The organism is Winslowiella arboricola, from assembly GCF_025527015.1.
Classification (GTDB): domain Bacteria; phylum Pseudomonadota; class Gammaproteobacteria; order Enterobacterales; family Enterobacteriaceae; genus Erwinia; species Erwinia arboricola.
Genome location: NZ_JAODIM010000043.1, coordinates 1,131,223 through 1,149,556 on the forward strand (window position 1 = coordinate 1,131,223; position 18,334 = coordinate 1,149,556).

Annotated in this window: 13 protein-coding genes; 9 read left to right on the forward strand and 4 right to left on the reverse strand. The window is 53.1% G+C overall.

The features are described 5' to 3' along the window. The first annotated feature begins 82 nt into the window (after positions 1-82). Complete coding sequence (locus N5923_RS22720; protein ID WP_267144526.1) at positions 83-1,534, forward strand: sugar porter family MFS transporter; 1,452 nt, start codon at positions 83-85, stop codon at positions 1,532-1,534. Between the two features lie 98 nt (positions 1,535-1,632). After that, positions 1,633-2,517: a substrate-binding domain-containing protein gene (locus N5923_RS22725; protein WP_267144525.1), complete on the forward strand. Its 885-nt coding sequence runs from the start codon at positions 1,633-1,635 to the stop codon at positions 2,515-2,517. Positions 2,518-2,558: 41 nt separating this feature from the next. On the opposite strand, the gene N5923_RS22730 is transcribed toward N5923_RS22725, so the two are convergent. Further along, positions 2,559-3,293: a GntR family transcriptional regulator gene (locus tag N5923_RS22730; RefSeq protein ID WP_267144524.1), complete on the reverse strand. Its 735-nt coding sequence runs from the start codon at positions 3,291-3,293 to the stop codon at positions 2,559-2,561. Positions 3,294-3,638: 345 nt separating this feature from the next. Here N5923_RS22730 and tkt point away from each other — a divergent pair, with 345 nt between their 5' ends. The 4 genes from tkt to N5923_RS22750 are packed head-to-tail and all read left to right on the forward strand — an operon-like array spanning position 3,639 to position 7,812. Beyond that, positions 3,639-5,633, forward strand: coding sequence for a transketolase (gene tkt / locus N5923_RS22735; protein WP_267144523.1), 1,995 nt, complete (start codon positions 3,639-3,641; stop codon positions 5,631-5,633). 13 nt (positions 5,634-5,646) lie between these two features. Continuing rightward, positions 5,647-6,093 (forward strand): PTS sugar transporter subunit IIA, encoded by a 447-nt coding sequence (locus N5923_RS22740; RefSeq protein WP_267144522.1) that lies wholly within the window; start codon positions 5,647-5,649, stop codon positions 6,091-6,093. 50 nt (positions 6,094-6,143) lie between these two features. Further along, positions 6,144-6,419, forward strand: coding sequence for a PTS sugar transporter subunit IIB (locus N5923_RS22745; RefSeq protein ID WP_267144521.1), 276 nt, complete (start codon positions 6,144-6,146; stop codon positions 6,417-6,419). 28 nt (positions 6,420-6,447) lie between these two features. After that, complete coding sequence (locus N5923_RS22750) at positions 6,448-7,812, forward strand: PTS ascorbate transporter subunit IIC (RefSeq protein WP_267144520.1); 1,365 nt, start codon at positions 6,448-6,450, stop codon at positions 7,810-7,812. 44 nt (positions 7,813-7,856) lie between these two features. Here N5923_RS22750 and N5923_RS22755 read toward each other — a convergent pair whose 3' ends face one another. Beyond that, positions 7,857-10,634, reverse strand: a complete 2,778-nt coding sequence (locus N5923_RS22755) for a flavocytochrome c (protein WP_267144519.1) — start codon at positions 10,632-10,634, stop codon at positions 7,857-7,859. 490 nt (positions 10,635-11,124) lie between these two features. Here N5923_RS22755 and N5923_RS22760 point away from each other — a divergent pair, with 490 nt between their 5' ends. Together N5923_RS22760 and katG are read left to right on the forward strand one after the other, a co-directional pair. Further along, positions 11,125-12,636 (forward strand): anion permease, encoded by a 1,512-nt coding sequence (locus N5923_RS22760; RefSeq protein ID WP_267144518.1) that lies wholly within the window; start codon positions 11,125-11,127, stop codon positions 12,634-12,636. 163 nt (positions 12,637-12,799) lie between these two features. Beyond that, positions 12,800-14,974: a catalase/peroxidase HPI gene (katG, locus tag N5923_RS22765; RefSeq protein ID WP_267144517.1), complete on the forward strand. Its 2,175-nt coding sequence runs from the start codon at positions 12,800-12,802 to the stop codon at positions 14,972-14,974. 55 nt (positions 14,975-15,029) lie between these two features. Here katG and N5923_RS22770 read toward each other — a convergent pair whose 3' ends face one another. After that, entirely contained in the window at positions 15,030-15,779 is a 750-nt protein-coding gene (locus tag N5923_RS22770) for an SDR family NAD(P)-dependent oxidoreductase (RefSeq protein WP_267144670.1), read from the reverse strand. Between the two features lie 63 nt (positions 15,780-15,842). Between N5923_RS22770 and N5923_RS22775 the strand changes: the two genes are divergently transcribed. After that, complete coding sequence (locus tag N5923_RS22775; RefSeq protein WP_323372752.1) at positions 15,843-16,841, forward strand: AraC family transcriptional regulator; 999 nt, start codon at positions 15,843-15,845, stop codon at positions 16,839-16,841. A 32-nt stretch (positions 16,842-16,873) separates the two neighbouring features. Here the strand turns inward: N5923_RS22775 and N5923_RS22780 are convergent, their stop codons facing one another. Next, positions 16,874-18,328, reverse strand: coding sequence for a UbiD family decarboxylase (locus N5923_RS22780; protein WP_267144516.1), 1,455 nt, complete (start codon positions 18,326-18,328; stop codon positions 16,874-16,876). Positions 18,329-18,334 lie beyond the last annotated feature (6 nt).

The following is an 18,334-nucleotide window of genomic DNA, read 5'->3' on the forward strand; positions in this document are numbered from 1 at the left end:
CGCGCACCTCACCACATAAACCTGTGATTTTAAATTTAAGCGTGAGGCGACTTGGTAATATTTCACTTAATTCAGGGATACTATGAACTCAACATCGACTGACTCATCTGCAACAGACGAGTCTCCATCTGCGGTTACTGTCAGGCAAAGAATTTTTTTTGTGGTGCTGGTCGCCACCATGGGGGCGCTGGCTTTTGGTTATGACACGGGCATTATTTCAGGCGCCTTACCTTATATGTCCTCACCGGTGGCTCAGGGCGGGCTGGGGTTAACCTCATTTACTGAAGGTCTGGTGGCATCTTCGCTGGTTTTTGGCGCTGCACTGGGTTCGTTTCTGAGCGGGTTTTTCTCCGACAAATTTGGCCGCCGTATCACTCTGCGAAGTCTTGCGGTGCTGTTTGTGCTGGGTTCTCTGGGAACCGCGCTGGCGCCATCCGTACCCGTTATGGTGGCGATGCGTTTTCTGCTGGGGATCGCTGTCGGCGGCGGATCTGCCACTGTACCGGTATTTATCGCTGAGATAGCCGGCCCAAAGCTGCGGGCGCCGCTGGTCAGCCGTAATGAATTAATGATTGTCACCGGACAACTGGTGGCTTATGTGGCGAGTACTTTACTCAGTTACCTGCTGCACGATGAGCATCTCTGGCGTTATATGCTGGCCATCGCCATGATCCCTGGCCTGCTGCTGTTTATTGGCACTTTTTTTGTGCCAGCTTCACCGCACTGGCTGGTAGCTGAAGGGCGGCTGAAAGAAGCCAAAAAAATACTAAAATACCTGCGAGAAACACCGCGCGAAGTGCGCAAAGAACTCGAACAGATGAAAAAACAGGCGCGTAAAGCTGAACGCGGACCGGACGTTTATACTCTGCTTAAAGAAAAATGGGTTTTGCGGCTGCTGCTGCTTGGTACAGGTCTCGGTTTCGTGATTCAGTTTACCGGGGTTAATGGTTTTATGTATTACACCCCCATTATCCTGAAATCGACCGGACTTGGCACCAGCGCAGCCATTGCGGCGACCATTGGCAACGGCGTAGTCTCGGTTATCGCGACCTGCACAGGGATCTGGGCGGTAAGTCGTTTCCCGCGGCGCAAGATGTTGATGACCGGCCTGCTGTTTGTCATCGCCAGCCAGATATTGCTGGGACTGGTTCTGACCCTGATGCCTGCAAGTCTGACCCAAAGTTATATGGCGCTGGCGCTGATTCTTCTGTTCCTGTTTTTTATGCAGATGTGTATCTCGCCAGTCTACTGGCTGCTGATGTCGGAACTCTTTCCGATGCAGCTACGCGGCGCCCTGACCGGGACGGCGGTATCGTTACAATGGCTATTCAATGCAATTGTGGCCTTTGGCTTCCCGCCGCTGATGGCTTATGCCGGCAGTAAGACCTTTTTTATCTTTGCCGTTATCAACGTGGGTTCACTGGCGTTTATCGCCTTAATGCTGCCGGAAACTCGTGGTAAAAGCCTCGAAGAAATCGAGCAGCATATGCGTGAAGAATTTGGCCAAAAAACCGAAAGCGCCAGCGTAAGTTAAAGGCAGTAGCTACAGAAATTCATAGATTTATCCACGGGCGGCGTTCTCGGCGCCCGTGCCGATGATATGCACCATGATGAGGAGCCAGGTAAACAGAGATGAATAACACCACAGAACAGCAGAAGGCCAATATCATCGGAGTGGTCAGTAATACGTTCAGCAATCCGTACAGCGTAAAGATGCTGAATGAGCTGACCTGTCAGCTTAATGCGCGTGGTTATATCACGCTGTTACTGAATATCGGCACACGGGATAGCCTTCGTCAGCTGCTGCAAATGGCCAGGCCGTTACAGATTGACGGGCTGGTATTCCTTGCCCCGCTTTCCAGTGACGAACTGATTACCACCGCTGTCGGGCTACCTGATGTTCCTGCTATCTGCCTCGGCAACAGCCACCACAATGGCGATATGGATGTCGTTAGTGCGGATGATTACGCTGCAGGCGTGGAGATTGGACAACTGCTGTTGTCACAAGGGCATCAGCGCTTTGGCTTTATGCAACAACAGGACGATTCCCCGGCGCATCTGCAACGGCTGGAGGGTTATATCAGCAGCTTAGATGCAGCGCATAAAACGCTGGATAAAGTACTGGTGGCGGGCAGCAACCATCGCGAACAGGCGTATCAGGCGATGACCGCCTACCTGAAGCAGGCGCGGGCTTCGGAACGTATTGATGCACTATTCTGTGAGAATGACCTGCTGGCATTTGGCGCGATGCAGGCCATCCGCGACTTTGGTCAGGCGGTGCATATTGGTGTGGTCGGTTATGATGATGTGGATGAGGCGCGATCATCTACCTGGCATCTGACCAGCTGGGCGCCACGCGGTGACTTACAGATTGCTGAGGCGCTTAACCGACTGCTGGATAATCGTTCTGATAATCACGGCGGATGGCGGCAGGGAGAGCTGCAGGTCAGGCACTCGCACCTGGGTAAAGAAGTGCCTGGCGAAATGGCGAAATGCGGCTGCGCCAGTCGCCACTGATAAAGATCCCTTAAGCTGACGAGGCGAATCATCAACCGCAATTAACTGCGCTCGGTGATTTGCCGCAGCTGCAACAGGCTGGTATTGATAATGGCGATGTTGACTTCAAAAGGCACGCCATCATCAAGATAAACCGTTTCCTGAATTTCCATCACCGCTGCATGCTCATGCAGCTGAAGTAATCTGATCTGTTCTTCATCCGTGAGGTTAACTGCCTTCAGGTTCTGCTCCCTGCGCTGTACGCTCTTGCCGGTGATTTTTTCAATATAAGAGTATTTCGAGATCTCAAGCTGGCTGAACTCCATGCTGCTAAACATGCTGACCGGGAAATGGATATTTTCCAGCGCCACGGGAATATCGTCGAAGCACATTAAACGCACGATTTTATACACCGAGTCACTGTTCTTGATTCTCAGGGCATGCGCCATGGAGGCCGAAGGCACCTTAATAAGGCTGACCGAAATCACCTTCCTGATCCCTTTATAGCCCCCTTTTTGCGCCTGATAGTCAAAAGGGGACAGCGCATGAAATTTACCCGCGTGATTGCTTTTGCCGATAGCGCCAACGTAAAGCCCGGAGCCTTTAACCCGATAAATCCGCTGCTGCTCAATCAGAATTCTGGTTGCTTCCCGCACCGTCGCCCGGGTGATGCCAATATTTTTGGCGATGGCGATTTCAGTATCAAGCTTGTCCCCCGGCAGCAGCCCCTCCGTTTTAATCTTCCTGAGGATGTAATCGACAACCTCTTTTTGCTTTTCTGTAATGCTGTCTGTCATCGAAATCCTTCCTGATAGCGGGTGGGCTGATACTGACGGGTCCGCACGCCGGACCTGAGGATAAAACCATCTTTACGGATCGCACTCATTGGAATGTGATCAAGTTAACATTTTATAAATCAGATAATGCTGTCTGTTCACCTTTCTTATTTTACCTCTTGTATCCATACACGTCGAGATGCATTCTAAAGATGACTATACACATTTAACCTGTCTATACTTAATAAAATATAAATTTCTTAGCAAGTTAACTGTAATGAACATAAGCGACATTCTGAACGGCAGAAATGATGTCCAGACATCATCATGTCATTGCGCAACGTTTAACAGACACCGGGACCCCAGATGGAAAACAGACAATTAGCGAATGCGCTGCGGTTTTTAAGTATTGATGCCGTGCAAAATGCCAACTCCGGCCACCCTGGCGCCCCACTGGGCATGGCGGATATGGCAACGGTTCTCTGGCATGATTTTCTTCAACACAATCCTGCCAATCCGAACTGGCTTAACCGTGATCGCTTTGTGTTGTCGAATGGCCACAGTTCAATGCTGCTGTACTCCCTGCTGCACCTGACCGGCTACGATGTCAGCATCGATGACCTGAAAAACTTCCGCAAATTACATTCGAAAACCCCGGGGCATCCGGAATACGGTTACACCCCAGGGGTGGAAACCACCTCAGGCCCGCTGGGTCAGGGCATCGCGAATGCCGTCGGCATGGCGCTGGCGGAGAAGACCCTCGCCGCAGAGTTTAACCGCGATGACCTGCCGGTGGTCGATCACTACACTTATGTGTTTATGGGCGATGGCTGCCTGATGGAAGGCATCTCGCACGAAGTCTGCTCGCTGGCAGGCACCCTGCGCCTCGGCAAACTGATCGCCTTCTGGGACGATAACAATATCTCTATTGATGGCCACGTCGATGGCTGGTTCTCCGATGACACTGCCGCCCGCTTCCGCGCTTACGGCTGGCATGTTATCGCGGATATTGACGGCCATTCAGCCGAACAGCTGCGGGCGGCCACCCTTGCCGCGCGCGAAGAGACCAGCCGCCCGACGCTGATTTGCTGTAAAACCACCATTGGTTACGGCTCGCCGAATAAAGCGGACAGCCACGACTGTCATGGCTCGCCATTAGGCAGCGAAGAAGTGGCGTTAGTGCGTGAAGCCTTAGGCTGGGAACACCCGGCGTTTGTCATCCCGCAGGATATTTACGCCCGGTGGCAGGCAACCGATAAGGGGGCAAACGCAGAACATCAGTGGCAGGCGCTTTTTGACCGCTATCAGGCACAGCATCCGCAACTGGCGGCGGAACTGCTGCGACGCAGCAATAAACAGCTGCCGGAGGAGTGGCATAAAGTCAGCCAGGCCTATATCCGTGAACTGCAAAACACGCCTGCGGATATTGCCACCCGTCAGGCCAGTCAGCGCGCGCTGAATCATTTTATCCACACGCTCCCGGAATTACTGGGCGGCTCTGCCGATCTCTCGCCGTCCAACCTTACCCGTCACAACCAGGCCACAGATATCACTGCGGAGAACCCCGCCGGTAACTATCTCTCTTACGGCGTGCGGGAATTCGGTATGTCGGCAATGATGAATGGCATTGCGCTGCACGGCGGATTTATTCCTTACGGCGGCACCTTCCTGATGTTTATGGAATATGCCCGTAATGCGGTGCGTATGGCCGCACTGATGAAACAGCGCAGCATTTTTGTTTATACGCATGATTCCGTCGGACTGGGTGAAGATGGCCCGACTCATCAGCCTGTCGAACAGCTTGCTGCCCTTCGTCTGACGCCAAATATGGAAACCTGGCGCGGATGCGATCAGGTTGAAGCCGCGGTCAGCTGGCAACAGGCGATTGAGCGTGCCGATGGCCCCAGCGCGCTGGTGTTTACCCGTCAGCCACTGGCGCAGCAGCCACGAACCGGGCAGCAGCTCGACGATATTGCCCGTGGCGGTTATATCTTGCGTGAAGCCAGCGGCACCCCGGAGCTGGTGATTATTTCCAGCGGTTCGGAGATCGAGCTGGCGGTATTTGCTGCTGAAACGCTGGAAAAAGAGGGCAGAAAGGTTCGCGTGGTGTCGATGCCCTGCACCGAGCGTTTCGAAAAACAGGATGCGGAATGGAAAAATCGGGTGCTGCCGAACGCCCTGCGCAACCGTCTGGTTATCGAGGCAAGTATTGAGGGTTACTGGACGGGCTATGCCGGCCTCGATGGCAAAGTAATCGGCATGAAATCCTTCGGTGAATCAGCCCCCGCCGCAGTGCTATTCGAGCATTTCGGTTTTAGCAAAGACAACGCGCTCAGTGTCGCGCGCACCATGTTGCGTTAATCAGGACAATATTATGTTTACTCTTTCTCAATGGCTGACCGTGGATTGTATTCAGTTCAGCGACACGATCACCGACTGGCAGTCCGCTATCCGGCAGGCGGGCCAGCCGCTGATTGATCGTGGCGTCATCCGCGAAAGTTACGTGCAATCAATCATTAAGCAAAAAGAGCAACTTGGCCCTTATTTTGTGATTGCGCCACGAATCGCCCTGCCGCATGCGCGTCCAGAGGAGGGTGCGCTGGCGCTGGGCCTTTCACTGCTGAAGCTTAAACAGGGGATTAATTTTGACTCGGAAGAGAACGATCCGGTCGATGTTATTTTTATGTTCTCCGCGCCGGACAGTAACAGTCACATCGAAATGATCTCCCAGCTGGCAGAGCTGCTCTCCGATGAAGAAGTGATGGCACAACTTTATCAGGCGCAGAACCAGCAGCAGCTGATCGAACTGCTGGTCAGCTGACCGCAGTATTAACAGTTATTTATTCACACAACGAGAGTACGAGGTTTGATATGAAGATTATGGCGGTTTGTGGAGCAGGTCTGGGTAGCAGCTTTATGATGGAAATGAACATCAAAAAGGTGCTTAAAAAACTGGAAATTACAGCCGATGTTGACCATTCCGATCTTGGCTCGGTTACGCCGGATGCAGCAGATGTGTTTGTGATGGCTAAGGATATTGCCTACAGCGCTAACCTGCCGGAAAACAAAGTGATTATTATTAATAATATTATTGACCTCAAAGAGGTTGAAGACAAAATCTCCGCCTGGTTTAACGCCGGAAAATAACAATAAACATCTTACCGCTGAGGTTATTATGATAATCAAAGATATTCTATCCCTGGTGGTGGATATCCTTAAAGTGCCGTCAATCCTTGTCGGACTGGTTGCGTTTTTTGGACTTGTCGCCCAGAAAAAAAGTTTCCCCGATGTCGTCAAAGGCACCATTAAAACCATTCTGGGTTTTCTGGTACTGGCAGGAGGTGCCACGGTTCTGGTCGGCTCCCTTGCCCCCTTAGGTGATATTTTCAAGCACGCCTTTAATGTTCAGGGAATTATTCCAAATAACGAAGCTATCGTCTCTATTGGTCTGACAAATTACGGTGCATCAACCACTTTGATCATGGCCTTTGGTATGGTGGCTAACATTGTCGTTGCCAGATTTACCAGCCTGAAATATATCTTCCTCTCGGGGCATGTGACTTTCTATATGGCCTGCATGGTGGCGATTATTCTGTCGGTCGCAGGTTTCAGCGGTATCCAGTTGATTTACACTGGCGCATTAAGCATGGGACTGATTATGGCGTTCTTCCCTGCCCTCGCTCAGCCGCATATGAAGAAAATCACCGACAATGATCAGGTGGCGTTAGGCCATTTTGGCACCGTCGGCTATGTTCTGGCGGGCTGGATTGGTTCACTGGTTGGCAAAGGTTCACGTTCAACGGAAGAAATGAACATGCCAAAGAACCTGAGCTTCCTGCGCGACAGCACTATCTCCATCTCTCTGACCATGATGATTATCTACCTGATCCTCTCAGTGTCAGCAGGTAAAGAGTATGTGGAAGCGAACTTCAGCAACGGCCAAAATTACCTGGTCTATTCCGTGGTGCAGGCCATCACCTTTGCCGCCGGTGTATATATTATCTTGCAGGGTGTTCGTCTGATCCTTGCCGAGATTGTACCGGCGTTTACCGGTTTCTCCGAGAAACTGGTGCCCAACGCCCGTCCGGCGCTGGACTGCCCGGTGATTTATCCTTATGCGCCCAATGCGGTACTGATTGGCTTTATCTCCAGCTTTGTCGGGGGACTGGTGGGGTTGTTGATCCTCGGACATCTCGATCTGGTGCTGATTTTGCCTGGGGTAGTGCCGCACTTCTTCTGTGGTGCGACAGCTGGCGTGTTTGGCAATGCAACCGGTGGTCGCAGAGGGGCAGTCATTGGCGCATTTGTGCATGGCCTGTTGATTACGTTTCTACCTGTGGCGCTGCTGCCGGTACTGGGCGCACTGGGCTTCTCCAACACCACCTTCTCCGATGCCGATTTCGGCGTTGTGGGCATTGCGTTGGGCACTATGGTGCAGCATCTGGATAAAAATACCATCACCGCCGCCATCACCGGCCTGTTTATGGTGCTGGTTATTCACAATCTGCTGGCAGCGCGCAAAGCAGTCAGAGAGTCATAATCTGATGGCTTCAGGATGGGCATCAGCCCATCCTTTTTCTCTCTCTACTGCCGCGCCAGTGCAGCGGCATTGCGGCCAGCCAGTATGCCGAAGATAATAATATCCGCCACCGCATTGCCGCCGATACGATTCGCGCCGTGAATGCCGCCGACCACTTCCCCTGCCGCCCAGGCACCTTTAATCACCTGTTTTTGTGTGTCCAGCACTGCGGTATCAGTATTGATGGTGACGCCACCCATCGTGTGATGCACGCCAGGCGCAACGCGGATAGCATAGAATGGCCCCTGATTCAGCGGATGACGCAGCGCGGTCTGACGACCGAAATCTTCGTCATTCTGCTGCCCGACAAACAGGTTATAGCGTTCCAGCGTCGCCAGCAGCGCGTGATAATCCATATTCAGTTTCACCGCCAGCGCCTGCGGTGAAGAGGCACTGACCACAAAGCCTTTAGCGATATACTCATCGGCGGCTTTATTATTCAGCCGCACCTGCTCATCAAAGATGACCCACGCGCTTTTCTCCGGCAACGCGATAATCTCCGCAGAGACTTTGTCTCGGGTTTCCATCTCATTATAGAAACGCTTACCGGCCTGACTGACCAGAATCGCGCCGCCGCCGCGAATCGCTTCAGAGATCAGATATGAGGTCGTCTGCTCTACCGTTGGGTGGATCTGAATCTCACCCATATCCACCGTATCCGCGCCAATCTGCTGCAGGATCGCGATCCCGCTGCCGGTGGCACCTTTATGGTTGGTGGTGACAAAGCCATCCAGTTCCGGGCGATACTTCACCACCATCTCACGGTTGGCGCTAAAACCGCCGGTCGCCACAATGACGCTTTTCGCATTCAGAATACGGCTGTCATTATACTCATCCACCACCTTCACACCGCTAACACTGCCGTTGTCCGTCAGAATTTCGGCGACCGACGTTTCCAGCAGCACCTCAATATTGCGCTGATTGATATTTTTCACCAGGCCGCTGATCAGGAAACCGCCGACCGCAGAGCGATCGGCCGGACGATGGGTACGATCAACACTCATACCACCGGTGATGGTAATATCGTTCAGTTGAATGCCATGTGTATCCAGCCACTCAACCGCTTCCGGTGCCAGTTCGACAAACTCGCGCAGTAACAGTGGGTTGTTTTTAAATTTGCCGCCTTTCAGCGTTTCGTCATAGAACAGATCTTTGCTGTCCTTGATCCCTTTTAGCTGCTGAAAACGGGTTTCCGCCGCATTCATCCCAACCGAAGCCTTAATGGTATTGCCGCCGATGGTTGGCATCTTCTCGATAATTACCACATGGGCGCCTTCATCAAAGGCCTGGATGGCAGCCGCCAGACCGGCGCCGCCACTGCCGACCACCACCACATCGTAATTTTGTGGGGCCTGTGGATTCCCCCCCTCTTCAATGACATGCTCTTTGCTGGAAGTCGCCAGCGCGCGGGAGACCGCCTTCTTCAACGCCTCACTCTGGGTGGTGGCGCCGGTAATCGCATCGACATGCGGACTGTTGGCCACCAGAATGCGTGAGCGCAGGCTTTCAAACGTGGTGGTGAAATCGACATCCAGCGTATCGTCCGGCACCAGCACAATATCAGTGATGCGGTCTGTATCCAGCGTGACGTTAATTTGCAGCTTCAGCGCTTCGGCTTCCACTTTCTCCTGATAGACCCCGGCTTTATATTTACGACCGCTACTGCTCATATCGCGGATCATGGCGTCCACCAGCGAGAAGCGCCATAGCGGTTCCGGGATATTCAGCACTTCGCGTTTGGTGCTGTCGATAAACAGCTCCAGATGTTCATCATGAATAATACGATCAGCCCAGTCCGGGTAAGCGATACAGGCTTTGCCCACCGCCACCAGATCAAAGCCGTGCTCCAGCGCGCTTTCGGCATCGGCTTTGTTCAGCACACCACCGACACCGATCACCGGAATTTTCGCCAGCGTTTCTGAGCGCATAGCGAGAAATTTAGTGATTAATGGGGTGGAATCGCGGATATCGACGATAGAAGGACGCAGCAGCTGACCCACGGAGAAATGCACATAATCCAGCCCGCGCGCGGCGAGTTTCTCCAGCAGGTACAGGGTGTCGTCAAAACGGATACCCGGCACTTCAAGCTCTTCCGGCGAGAAACGGTAACCGATAATAAAGTCAGGGGCAGCAAAGCGCTCCGCCATTTTATGGGTAATTTCCAGCACTTCCAGTGGAAAGCGCGCACGCTTATCGCGGCTGCCGCCCCATTTATCGTCACGCTGATTGGAGTTCGGTGAGTAAAACTGCTGAATCAGGTAGGTGTTCGCGCCATGAATTTCAACACCATCAAATCCGGCCTTGATCGCGCGGTTTACCGCATCACCGAATTTGGTGATCATCACCTCGACCTCTTCCGCACTCAGGGCTTGCGGCGTCGTAGCGCCCTCACGCGGCGCCGCCAGCGCGCTGGGAGCGACCGGGGTTCTGCCGCCAATCAGCTCCGGCTCCACCATCCTGCCACCATGATAAATCTGCAGAATCGCTTTCGATCCTCTGGACTTGATGGCGTTCGCAATTTTTGTCAGGCCCGCGATTTTGTTATCGCTGTCAATGCCAATGGCTCCCGGAAAAGCTGGCCCCTTAGGATCAATGAAGCAGCATTCGACAATCACCGTCCCAATGCTGCCAGCCCGGTCACGATAATATTCCACCAGGTCACGGGTAACGGTGCCGTCATAAAAACCGGTGCAGGTGGTCATCGGCGCCATTAGCAGTCGGTTTTTTAGTACCGCGCCGCGCGGCAGGGTGAGAGGGTTAAGTATCGGGGTGAGCGTAGGCATTATGATCAACTCCAAAATTGAAAAGTCTTTATTACTTTCGCGGGCGCGTCATAGCGATCAGATAACAGAGGCAAGGTTATTTTGCTAACACATCAACCTTTTCACTTGCACAATCACTCTATTTAATTATTGAATTTAACAAATAGTGTTTTATATTACAGAGTATATAAAGAGTCTTATAAATTGTTAATCAATACACAACAAAAAGCAACCCTTCATTTACATGCAAAATAAAACCATTAATATCATGTAGTTATAAATAATATTGGCTTTTTTTAGCAAAAAAACTACTATCTTCAAGGATTAAGAAAGGATTCAGATAACAACCCTTTGCGGGTTGAATATCGTTAAATAAATACAGAAAAGTGCGTTCCTTAACAGTCAGAAAAATATTTCAGATGTTATGGTTTAACAGTCAGAGAAATAATCAAATGCGTTTCCAGAACAGCGGAACGTCAAACATATCCTCCATCATTTACAGACAAATACTATGAAACAAATATCAACGATAAGTGAACCCGCGCAGGCCGCTACTGCCTCTTCGGGGCAAAAAAAACGCCTGATATTGCTGTTCCTGCCCGTATTGGTGGCCGTGCTGTTACTGCTGGTTCCGGTGCCTGACGGACTGGAACCCTATGCCTGGCATTTCTTCGCCGTCTTTGCTGGTGTGATTATCGGGCTGATCTTTGAACCCTTGCCCGGTGCGGTGATTGGCCTGACCGGCGTGGTTGTGATTGCGCTGTTCAGCCAGTGGTTGCTCTTCAGTCCGGCAGAACTGGCCAACCCGAAATTTAAGCTCGCCACCGAATCATTTAAATGGGCGGTAAGCGGCTTTGGCAACTCGACGGTATGGCTGATTTTCGGCGCCTTTATGTTCGCTGCCGGCTATGACAAAACGCAGTTCGGCCGCCGTCTGGCGCTGATTCTGGTGAAGTATCTTGGACGGCGTAGCCTGACGCTGGGCTATGCCATCACCTTCGCCGACCTGCTGCTGGCTCCTTTCACACCGTCGAATACAGCGCGCAGCGGGGGAACTATCTACCCGATCATTGCTAATCTGCCACCACTGTATGACTCCAAACCTAACGATCCCAGCGCGCGCAGAATTGGCTCCTATCTGATGTGGGTAGCGATCACTGCGGCCTGTATCACCAGCTCCATGTTTTTATCCGCGCTGGCGCCGAACCTGCTGGCGCTGGCGCTGGTTAAAAGCATCATTGGTTTTGAGATCTCCTGGGGCGCCTGGTTTCTCGCCTTCCTGCCGCTTGGGGTGCTATTGATCCTCACCATGCCTCTGCTGGCATACTGGTTCTATCCGCCGGAAGTGAAAATTAACGATGAAGTTCCGCGCTGGGCCAGTAATGAACTTGAGAAACTGGGTAAGCTGTCGCGTCACGAGATTTTGCTGCTGCTATTTGTCTGTTGCGCGCTGCTGATGTGGATTTTTGCCACCGCATGGATCGAACCGGCGATGGCGGCTCTGCTGGTGGTGGTGCTAATGCTGTGGACCGGCGTGCTGAACTGGAATGACATCACCAGTAATAAACCCGCCTGGAATACTTTTGCCTGGTTTGCCACGCTGGTGGCGCTGGCTGATGGCCTGGCGCGCGTCGGCTTTATCGCCTGGTTGGGTAAACAGGGAGGCGTACTGCTGCAGGGTTACGATCCACAAGTTTCAGCAGTGGTGCTGATGATCGCCTTCTTCCTGTTGCACTATCTGTTTGCCAGCACCACCGCGCATACCACCGCGCTATTGCCCGCGATGCTGACCATTGCCGCGTCAATTCCCGGCATCAATATGCCGGTGTTCTGTCTGATGATGGTGACGTCACTGGGTGTAATGGGGATTATCACGCCTTATGGCACCGGCCCCAGCCCGATTTACTACGGCAGTGGCTATTTGCCAACAAAGGACTACTGGCGACTGGGCACCATTTTCGGCGCCATCTTCCTGTGCTCAATGATGCTGATTGCTTATCCGTGGATGGTGATGATGTTCTGATTCGCCAGCCTGTTTGCGTTAAATAATCAGCTTATCAGCCGGCGGCCTTACCGCCGGTTTTTATTGAAAGGAAATAACTATCAAATCTGTAGGTTAATTCAGGTATGACTTATTAACAGAGGGGATTAATGTTAGGGCAGAACGCTAAAAAACGGAGCAAAAAATGAGCACGCCAACTGATACCCACAATGCCTTATCTGCAGGAAAATGTCCTTTTCACCAGGGTAACCAAAGTGCCGGCGGTGGCACCAGTAGTCGTGACTGGTGGCCTGAGCAGCTGCGCGTTGACCTGCTGAATCAACACTCAAATCGCTCAAACCCTCTGGGTGAAGAGTTCAACTACCGTAAAGAATTCAGTAAATTAGATTATTTCGCACTCAAAGCCGACCTCAAAGCACTGCTCACTGACTCGCAGCCATGGTGGCCCGCCGACTGGGGCAGTTATATTGGCCTCTTTATCCGCATGGCATGGCACAGCGCGGGCACCTATCGCTCCGTCGATGGTCGTGGCGGCTCCGGGCGTGGTCAGCAGCGCTTCGCGCCGTTAAACTCATGGCCCGATAACGTCAGCCTCGATAAAGCTCGGCGCTTGTTGTGGCCCGTCAAGCAGAAATATGGCCAAAAAATTTCCTGGGCCGATCTGTATATTCTCGCCGGTAATGTCGCGCTGGAAAACTCCGGTTTCCGTACCTTTGGCTTCGGCGCCGGTCGCGAAGATGTCTGGGAACCCGATCTTGATGTTAACTGGGGTGACGAGAAAACCTGGCTGGCACACCGCCATCCGGAATCTCTGGCCCAGGCGCCAACAGGCGCAACCGAGATGGGTCTGATCTACGTCAATCCTGAAGGTCCGAATAACAGTGGCGACCCAGCCTCAGCTGCCCCGGCCATTCGCGCAACGTTCGGCAATATGGGAATGAATGACGAGGAAACCGTAGCGCTGATTGCTGGCGGTCATACGCTGGGCAAAACCCATGGTGCAGCTGCCGCCAGCCACGTCGGGGTTGATCCTGAAGCCGCCCCAATCGAAGCTCAGGGCCTTGGCTGGGTAAGCAGTCACGGTAGCGGCGCAGGCGTTGATGCCATTACCTCGGGTCTGGAGGTCGCCTGGTCGCAGACGCCCACGCAGTGGAGCCACTACTTCTTTGAGAACCTGTTTAAATACGAGTGGGTGCAGACGCGCAGCCCTGCAGGCGCTATCCAGTATGAAGCGACTAACGCGCCTGAAATTATTCCTGACCCGTTTGATCCGTTAAAAAAACGTAAGCCAACCATGCTGGTCACCGACCTGACACTGCGGTTCGATGCGGAATTTGAGAAAATATCACGTCGTTTCCTCAATGATCCACAGGCATTTAATGAGGCTTTCGCCCGCGCCTGGTTCAAACTGACCCACAGAGATATGGGACCAAAAGCACGCTACATTGGCCCGGAAGTGCCAAACGAAGAGTTGATCTGGCAGGATCCGCTGCCACAGCCACTCTTTTATCCATCGGCTGCCGATATTGACGCGCTTAAAACCGAGATTGCCCATTCAGGTCTTACGGTGAGTGAACTGGTTTCCGTTGCCTGGGCCTCGGCGTCAACCTTCCGTGGTGGCGACAAGCGTGGCGGAGCCAATGGTGCCCGGCTGGCGCTCGCTCCGCAGCGAAGCTGGGAAGTTAACGCGATAGCTTCCCGTGCGCTACCGGTGCTGGAAGCTATTCAGCAGGCATCCGGCAAAGCGTCCCTCGCCGATATTATTGTGCTGGCTGGCGTGGTCGGTGTTGAACAAGCGGCCAGAGCCGCGGGTGTAGCGATTACGGTTCCGTTTACCGCTGGCCGTGTCGATGCGCGTCAGGATCAGACCGATATTGAACTCTTCGAACTGCTTAAACCGGCCGCCGATGGCCTGCGTAATTATCGCGGTGTGCGCAATGGTACTGCCACTGAAGCACTGGTTATAGATAAGGCGCAACAGCTGACGTTAACGGTTCCCGAGCTGGCGGTATTGCTGGGTGGCCTGCGCGTGCTTGGTGCTAACTTTGATGGCAGCCAGCATGGCGTTTTCACCGATCATGTGGGCACGCTCAGCAATGACTTTTTTGTCAATCTGCTGGATATGCGTACCGAGTGGAAAGCCACAGATGCTTCTGCGGAGCTGTTTGAGGGACGCGACCGCCTGAGCGGAGAGGTGAAATTCACCGCCACCCGGGCAGATCTGGTATGCGGTTCGAATGCGATATTGCGTTCAGTGGCGGAGGTTTACGCCAGTAGCGATGCCAGAGAGAAGTTCGTAAAAGACTTTGTTGCTGCATGGAGCAAAGTGATGAATCTGGACCGCTTCGATTTAGCATAACGCACACTCCGGGGAAGGAATGTTCTCCTTCCCCGGTTTACCGGTGCAGCGAAGCTCAGTAACCGACGCCGCGCACGCCGCCGGACACCCGCAGAGATTCACCGGTTACCCAATGTGCATCATCGGAGGCTAAAAATACCACAACCGGGGCAATATCCTCGGGTTCACCAAAACGGCCCAGAGGGGTGCCCGCGATAAGTTTTTCTCCCAGATCTCCGGCGAAGTTACCGTCAGTGCCTGGTGTATTGGTGTGACCGGGCAGAACAGAGTTAACTCTGATACCGCGTGGCCCAAGCTCTCTGGCTAATGCGAAAGTCAGCGTATCCACTGCACCTTTGGTTGCCGAATACACACTTGATGCCAGATAAGGGTCAGTGCTGAGGATCGAGCTGATGTTAATGATGCTACCCCGTAGGCCAAACAGTTTTACTGCTTCGCGCGTCGCCAGCAGATACCCCAACACATTGACATTAAATTGCTGATGAAATGCTTCCTCGGTGAGGTCTTCAATCATCTGAAATATTGCGACACCCGCATTGTTCACCAGAATATCCAACGTGCCGAAGTCCCTCCTGACGGTGTCAAACAGGCGTGTGACATCAGCTGCTTTGCTCATATCGGCCTGAATACCGAAAGCTCTTCCACCCAGCTCATGGATCTGAGCAATAACCGCCCCGGCGTCATCTTTGCCAGATACATAGTTCACGATCACCGTAGCCCCCGCCGCACCTAATGCGCGGGCGATACCGGCGCCTATGCCTTTAGACGCGCCTGTGACCACAGCAATTTTCCCGTTTAATTTCATTTTATTACCCTTTATGGCATTGAGAATGTTTTGCACGGGATGGCATGTCATCAGGAAAGCTGAATGCCATATTCCGCCTGCAAACAGTATCCGGGCAACAGCGCCCCGCACACGTACCCATTCTTCTCTTTTCCTTGCCTGTTCTTCTCACTCTGCTTGTTTTGCCATCAGTTCAGCCCTATGCTCGACGACATGAACAATGCAATGAATGAGCTGCGCGCTATCGTGATGCGCGCCGATAATACCTGGACAGATACCAATATCCCACGCGTAACAATGGTCAGGGCCGAAGCCTGTGCGAACCAGGTTTACCAGCCAATGCTGCACCTGGTGCTACAGGGCAGTAAGCGTTTGTCTGTTGGCGATCAGATTTTTGACTATGGCGCAGCGAGCTATTTCGTGGTTCCGGTTGATATACCTGCAACAGGGGAAATTTCCCCCCTGGGATCAGACCTGCCTTTTCTGGCGATCAGCCTGGCTCTTGATCCCGGTATTATTGCCTCGTTACTCACTGGAGATAGCGGGTTTAATCAGCGGCAAAACTGCTATTGTTTTTCCGCAGTCGCCGCGACAGCTGAATTGCTCGATGCCTGGTTGCGAATGATGAGACTGATGGACCGGCCAGCAGAAATTGCTGTGCTGGCCCCAATGATTGAACGCGAAATTCTGTTCCGGGTTCTGCAAGGCCCGATGGGTGATATGCTGCGTGAGATCGCTCGTCCGGATGGACATTTATCACAGATACGCCGCGCTACTCATTGGATCCGCGAGCATTACACTGAACCTTTTCGCGTTGAGCAACTTGCTGCCATGGCCGGTATGAGCGTCGCGGCTTTCTATCGCCATTTCAAATCCATCACCGCCATGACCCCCATTCAATACCAAAAGCAGCTGCGCCTGATCAGGGCGCGCTGGCTTCTCCTGTTCGAACCAGGGGATGCGGCCTCCATTGCCTTTTCCGTCGGCTATGAAAGCGCATCACAATTCAGTCGTGAATATGCCCGTTTGTATGGCATGCCTCCGGCACGGGATGCAGCGAGGTTCAGATTGCCGACCCCATAAGGTGGCCATCAATAAACGCGTATGGCGCTGAATTACCAGTTATCAAGCACGCGCTGACGAACCTCTGGCGGATAGCCTTGCTCAAACGAGGCATGAAGATGGCGTACGCTTTGCAGCGTATCAAACACCACTTTGGCGCCTTTCCCTGCCACATACTCCTCCTCTTCATAGCACTGAGGCAGACGTATAACGCGCTGATCGTCAAACACCACGCGGCGTCCTGCCGGGTGAACGCGGGTGGAGAGCACCCACACCACTTCACGTAAATTAGTGGGGTCAAAATCGTCATCCACGACGTAAACTTTCGGGATAAATACCATCGCATCAGTGTTAAACAGCACTTCACCGATGCGCCGGGACAGCTGTTCACTGGATACACCCGGCAGCAGTTCCCGCCAGTTTTGCGGCATCACCACCAGCAACCAGTGCACCGTTGAGTCTTCCGGGATCCAGGTGGTTTTAACCGGCAGCTGCGCCTCACGCAAATACGTCAGCGCATCGGCCGCCAGTCCCATTGCCCACAGCGTATGGGATTCATCTGTCGGACGTCCGGTCACCGACATCGGCCAGATCGGATTATCGCGATGAGTAATGGTCTCTACATGGAAGGTCGGCTGCGCGGAGGAGCCTGAACCAAGGTAGCCGCCATATTCGCCGTACGGCCCTTCCATACAGTCACGGATGATGGACACATGCCCTTCAATCACGATTTCTGCGGTGGCGGGAACATCAAGATCAATGCTGATCGCCTTAACCACCGGCACCGGCTCGCCCGCCAGCGTACCAATATAATCGGCTTCATCTGCATGCGCCGGGATTGGAATACCGGATACGCAGGAGATGGCAGGCGCAGGCCCCTGCACCAGCGCATAAGGCATCGGCTGGCCAATATTAACCCATTCAGCCCAGATCTGGCCGATATGCTGGCTTGGCACAATCAGTCCCACCATCCGTTTGCCATCGACTTTCATCACGCGCGCGATCGACCAGTTAACCCACTTTCCGTCCGGCGTTTTGACAATCAGCGTGCCCCAGGTATTGGCATAACGGCCGCCATCTTTATCGTGGGCAAAAGGAATCGGGAAACGATCCAGAGTGGCATCTTCGCCACGTAAAATATTCTGATGACAGACCGCGTCCGCAGAACCCACTTTCACCGGGGGGATACCTGGCTTAAGGCGTGCCGCTGACAGTGCTTCCACAATCTCCGGGCCGGTGGACGCCGCTGCTAAGCCCAGCGACATGGCAACACGGGCATACGGCATATCAGTTCGCGATGACAATCCTGCCGGTGCGCCGAAAAGCCGGAAGCCAGCTTCAACGCCTGCGACCTGATAAAACAGTGGCGCGGGCGACTGGATCTCATAACTGCGGCGGGTAATCGCGCTCGGTTCAAAATCACCATCAACTTCGCGGCGCACGTGCATGATATCCCCCATGGCATCCAGGGCATCAATGTAACTTCTTAAATCGCCGTAATATTTCATCTGACT